This window comes from Gordonia sp. (in: high G+C Gram-positive bacteria), assembly GCF_020438995.1.
Taxonomy (GTDB): Bacteria; Actinomycetota; Actinomycetes; order Mycobacteriales; family Mycobacteriaceae; genus Gordonia.
On the sequence record NZ_JAGQTN010000178.1, the window covers coordinates 1 to 5,469 of the forward strand.

Annotated in this window: 4 protein-coding genes; 2 read left to right on the forward strand and 2 right to left on the reverse strand. The window is 67.1% G+C overall.

All coding sequences use genetic code 11. From position 1 onward, the window contains the following. Window positions 1-69: 69 nt before the first annotated feature. Complete coding sequence (locus tag KDB67_RS13040) at window positions 70-1,074, forward strand: ATP-binding cassette domain-containing protein (RefSeq protein WP_291016262.1); 1,005 nt, start codon at window positions 70-72, stop codon at window positions 1,072-1,074. A 1-nt stretch (window position 1,075) separates the two neighbouring features. Next, window positions 1,076-1,927: an ABC transporter permease gene (locus tag KDB67_RS13045; protein ID WP_291016264.1), complete on the forward strand. Its 852-nt coding sequence runs from the start codon at window positions 1,076-1,078 to the stop codon at window positions 1,925-1,927. Window positions 1,928-1,957: 30 nt separating this feature from the next. Here the strand turns inward: KDB67_RS13045 and KDB67_RS13050 are convergent, their stop codons facing one another. Together KDB67_RS13050 and KDB67_RS13055 are read right to left on the reverse strand one after the other, a co-directional pair. Continuing rightward, window positions 1,958-5,284 (reverse strand): BTAD domain-containing putative transcriptional regulator, encoded by a 3,327-nt coding sequence (locus KDB67_RS13050; protein ID WP_291016266.1) that lies wholly within the window; start codon window positions 5,282-5,284, stop codon window positions 1,958-1,960. A gap of 53 nt (window positions 5,285-5,337) precedes the next feature. Then, a partial coding sequence (locus KDB67_RS13055; protein ID WP_291016267.1) for a PLP-dependent transferase occupies window positions 5,338-5,469 on the reverse strand: 132 nt, incomplete at its 5' end.

Sequence of the window (5,469 nt, forward strand, 5' to 3'; positions counted from 1 at the left end):
CAGATGCACGCAAGGGCGACGTAAGCCGGTGTAAGGCCCATGACAGCGGTGCCGCGCATGGTTGTCGTCATGACAAATGACACGATCCCAACACCCGCCACGGCGGGAGACCTGGCCATCGAGGCCACCGGTCTGGTGAAACACTTCGGGAACACCCGCGCCGTCAACGGTGTGGACCTGGCCGTCCCGACAGGTTCGGTGTACGGCGTCCTCGGCCCCAACGGCGCCGGCAAGACCACCACTGTGAGCATGCTCGCGACCCTTCTGCGCCCCGACGCCGGTAGCGCGAAGGTATTCGGCTACGACGTCGTCGACGACGCCGTGGCCGTCCGCTCCCTCGTCGGGGTCACCGGGCAGTACGCATCGGTGGACGAGGATCTGACCGCGCTGCAGAACCTGATGCTTTTCGCCCGGCTGCTCGGCTTCTCCCGGGCCCGCGCGCGCAGCCGTGCCCTGGAACTACTGGAGGCATTCGCGCTGACCGAGGCCACCAACCGGCCGCTCAAGAACTTCTCCGGCGGTATGCGGCGGCGCCTGGACCTGGCGGCCAGCCTCATCGACACCCCACCGCTGCTGTTCCTGGACGAACCGACCACCGGTCTGGACCCCCGCACCCGAGCCCAGATGTGGGACACCATCCGCGACCTGGTCAAGCAGGGCTCGACCGTGCTGCTGACCACGCAGTACTTGGACGAGGCCGATCAGCTGGCCGACCGGATCGCCGTCATCGACCACGGGGTGGTGATCGCCGATGGCACCGCCGACGAACTCAAGCAGTCGGTAGGGTCGACGACGCTGCAGCTGACCCCGGCCGACCGCGCCGACGCGCCCCGGGTGCTGGAAATCGTCGACCGCTTCCTCGGCGGCGCCGCGCTGAGCCCGGAGGCCGCCCGGATCACCGCGGGACTACGACGCTCCGACGTGGTCCCCGACATTCTGATCGCCTTGCGCGAGAACCACATCGAGATCGACGAGATCAACGTCCAGAAGCCGACTCTCGACGAAGTGTTCCTCACCATCACCGGCAAACCCGCGCAGCCCGACAGAACCGACAGCACCCAGGATGTGGCCTGACATGACCACGACAACACCGGCCACCGAGCCGACAACCGCGATCCGAAGCGGAGCGATCCGCACCGAAGCGGCCCGCATTCAGGCGAAAACGTCTGTGTCCCTGGCCGAGACGATCACCCAGTCGTTCTCGATGGCCTTCCGCGGCGTCCTGAAGATCGGGCACAATCCAGAACAACTCTTCGACGTCACGTTCCAGCCGATCATCTTCACCTTGCTGTTCACCTACGTGTTCGGCGGAGCGATCAGCGGTGATGTGAAATCGTATCTGCCGGTGATCATTCCGGGCATCATGGTGCAAACGGTGATCCTGACCTCGATCGTCACCGGCACCCAGTTGCGCGAGGACATGGACAAAGGCGTCTTCGACCGGTTCCGGTCGTTGCCGATCGCCCGGATCAGCCCGCTGGCCGGCGCGCTGCTCGCCGACGTGATCCGCTACTTCGTCGCGACGGTCCTGACGGTCATCATGGGCATCATCATGGGCTGGCGGCCCGACGTCCTCGGTGTGGTGGCCTCCGGCCTGCTGATCATGGTGTGCAGCTTCGCCATGTCGTGGATCTTCGCCCTCATGGGGTGCCTGATGAGCAAAGCCTCAGCAGTGCAGGGCGTTTCGATGATGATCATGTTCCCGCTGACGTTCGCCTCCAACGCGTTCGCCCCCGCCGACACGATGCCAGGCTGGTTGCAGGCGTGGGTCAAGGTCAATCCGGTCAGCCACCTGGTCAGTGCGGTACGCGACCTGACGGCAAACGGACACTTCAGTGGTCACGTCGGTTGGTCCCTGTTGGGCGCGGCGATCGTCACGGCCGTCTTCGCTCCGCTTGCGGTGCGCGCCTACATGCGTAACGCCTAGCGCCGCAACCCTACCGGCGACCAACCCGGGTCAGCGGTCGCCTATCAGGTCCAGAATCGCTTCCTTGGCCTGACGTTTCGACAGCCGTGCGGCCTCACCGCACACCACCGCCCAGGCGGTCTCGGTCAGACCCGAGATCGCCTGGGCCTGTGTCATCCCACGATGCACACTCGGCAGGTCCTGTCGCGCACCCAACCGAAGTCCCAGCGCGATCAGACGAGCACCGGCGGGCGCATCGCCGTCCGGACCCGCGCACAGGAGCCATCCGAGCGTCACCGCGATCGTGGCTCCCTGCGGGAGGTCGAGCCAACCATCGCCGCCGAGCATGGACCGCAGCGCCGAGTGCAGAACGTCGAGGAACTCCCCCGCCTGATCCACTCTGCCGCAACCGATCATCCCGGCCACCGCGTTACTTGTCAGCAGCACCGCCCCCGGGTCCGCGGCCACATACGGGTGTTCGCGGCAGATGAGCACCGCAGCGCGCCCGAACGCCTCGGCGGCCCGCTCCTGATCTCCCCGGGCGTGACGAATCTCGGCCCAGGTCAACATCATTGCCGTGGTCACCTCCGGATGGCCCTGTGGATCGGGCGCTTCGACGCTCCAACCGTCGGCAAGCGGGGCGAGTTCCCGCTCGGCCTCGTCGAGACGGCCGAGCGCGACGAGCGCGCAAGCCAGATAACACCGGGACCCGGACGCATCCTCGTACGCCGACAGCCGGTCCAGATCGGCGATCACCGCGCGGTAGCAGTCGACGGCGCGATCCCACTGTCCGCGTTGCCCGTAGATTCCGGCGACGCTCATCCTGGGCATGGCATGCAACCACACGTCGTCGTGGTGCGCCGACTCCTCGATCATCGCGAGCCCGTCGGACAGCGCCAGATCCAGCGAGCCCGCGTTCTCCCGCACGTTCATCCGCAGCCCCCGCGCCAACATAGCGACCTTCGGTGAACCGCGGCGCACCCCTTCGGCGATCAGACGCGACGCCGCGGTACCGCTGCAGCTGAGCAATAGCGCGGACAGGAAGTCGGTCGGCTCGATCAGCCGAAGTCCCGGCGACTGCAGGCGCCGCAGCAGCATCCGGCCGATGGCGATCAGCCGGATGTTGCGGTGCATCGACTGGTGCAATGTCGCCGCCAGAACGGTGGCCTGCCAACAGCGGCGGAGTCGCTCGGGCAGGCCGGCGGACGGTCTGGGCAGGATCGGCACGATCCGTTCGCTCCATGCCAGTACCTCGGCGTGCAGTCCGCGCACCACCCAGGTCGCCGACAGCACCGGGAACACCGTCACGATGGTGGTGGTAGCCTCTTCCGTTCGGTCGCCGCCGATGATCGCGGTGCAGCGCCGCAGCACCCACACCAGGTTCTCGGATTCTGTGTATACGGCTTCCAGAAGTGCGAGTGGCGCGAACCGTTCCTCATATTCGGCGATCGCTGCCTCGGCGAAACCTCTGGCCCACCGGCAGATCGACGCGTCGACCAGAAGTGATGCATCCGGATCGTTCGCCAGTTTGGCCTCACCGAACTCGCGGACCGTCTCCAGCATGCGGTACCTGATGTGACCGCCGTCCTCCAGCACACCGAGCAACGACTGGTTGACCAGCGCATCGAGAGTCTCATCGAGGCGGAAGCCGTTGTAGCCCAACATCACCGACGCGGCATCCGCGGTGAATCCGGCCGGGAACCGGCACAGCGCACAGAGCGCGGCGCGCGCGTCGTCGCCGAGCAGGTCCCAACTCCATTCGATGACCGCGTACAGGGTGCGGTGCCGGTCGGGCGCACTACGATCGGTGCCTCGCAGCAGCGCGAACCGTTCTTCGAGCCGGGCGGTGATCTCGGCGACCGACATGGTCCGGATGCGTGCTGCGGCAAGCTCTATGGCCAACGGCAGGCCGTCGAGTTGCTCGCACAGTTCGGCGACCGCAGCGGGCTGAAGCGTTGCGGCCGGCCGGATGGCCCGGGCCCGGCGTTCGAACAGTTCGGCCGACGCGCCGTCGACGCCGCCGCCCAGCGTGGGCAGTTGGTAAATGCGTTCGGCGGTCAGCATCAGTGGCGATCGGCTCGTGGTGAGCACACACAGATTCGGACCGGCCGCAAGAAGATCGGCGACAATGGTGGCACACCGGCCGACGACCTGTTCACAGTTGTCCAGGATCAGCACCGCGTCCAGTCCGCGCACCGCGTCGACGGTCCGGGCCGCGAGATCACCTATGTTGCGCCGTGGCCGTCCGCTTGCGGAGAACTCCGATTCGCCGACACCGAGCGTCGCGGCGATGGCGCTGACCACGTCGTCGTCGTCGCGGATCGGTGCCAGCGGCACATAGAAGACACTGCGGCCCGCCCGGGCCAGTTCGGCGCCCACCCGGTGGGAGACGCGGGTCTTGCCGACCCCGCCGGGCCCCTGCACGGTCACCAACCGGTATCGGTCGAACAGCGCCACGATGCTCGCGATGTCGTCGTCACGTCCGATAAGTTCGGACGAATCCGACACCACGCCGACGGCTCTCGAATGCCAGTCCCCCGCAGCCGAATCCTCGTCCCGGTCGGCGGACACAGTGGCGACCCCGGGTTCGCTTGTGCCGGTGAGTAATTCCGCGTTGAGCCTGAGCGCCTCCGGACCCGGGTCAACGCCCAGTTCGCGCGAGAGCGCGCGCCTCAGTCGCGCGAAGACCGACAACGCCTCGGAGTTCCGCCCCTCCCCGGCCAGTGCACGCATCAGTGCCACATGCGCCGACTCATCCAGTAGATCTGCCGCACATAGTTTTTCAGCGATATCACGAGCTCCGGAAAAGTCCCGACGAGCCAGCAATACCGACATCAGCCTGCGATCGATGTCTGCACGAACAGCGGCCGCCTTTGCCCGAAGTTCACCGGCGACATCACCGATTCCGGTCCCGCCCAGGTCTTCTCCGGGAATCCCACGCCACCAGATGGCCGCCGCGTCCAGGTCCGACGGTTCTGCGGATCTGGCCAGCTCGGCCACGATGTCCAGGTCGGTCCGGCATCGGACGAGCCGGTAGCCACCGGCAACGCCTTCGATCGCCGAATGCCCCACCACCGAGCGCAGCCGCGAGATCTGGGTATGCAGGGCCGCACCGGGCGATCCGGGCAGCGTGTCGCCCCACACATCGTCGATGAGGCGTTCGGCTGTCCGCACTCGTCCCCCGGCCAGTGCCAGGGACACCAACAACCGCCGGGCGCGCAGACCGGCGACGGGTACCAGATCTGCGGGCGCCACCGGCACCGCGCCGTCGGACGTCGCCTCGTCAGATCCGGCGCCCATGTCCGATCGCGCGACGGCGACCGGACCCAACAGCCCGATCACGATCGCGGTGGCGGATTGCACCTCCGACGTCGACACTTCGTCCAGAGTACGCAGCCGGGCAACCGATTTCAGGATGGGCGATCAGCCGGTCAGTGCAGCGCTTTCTCCAGGTCGCCGAGGAGGTCGTCGATGTCCTCGATGCCCACCGAGAGGCGGACGAGGTTGTCGGGAACCTCCAGCAGCGAACCGGCCGTCGAGGCGTGCGTCATCGCGCCCGGATG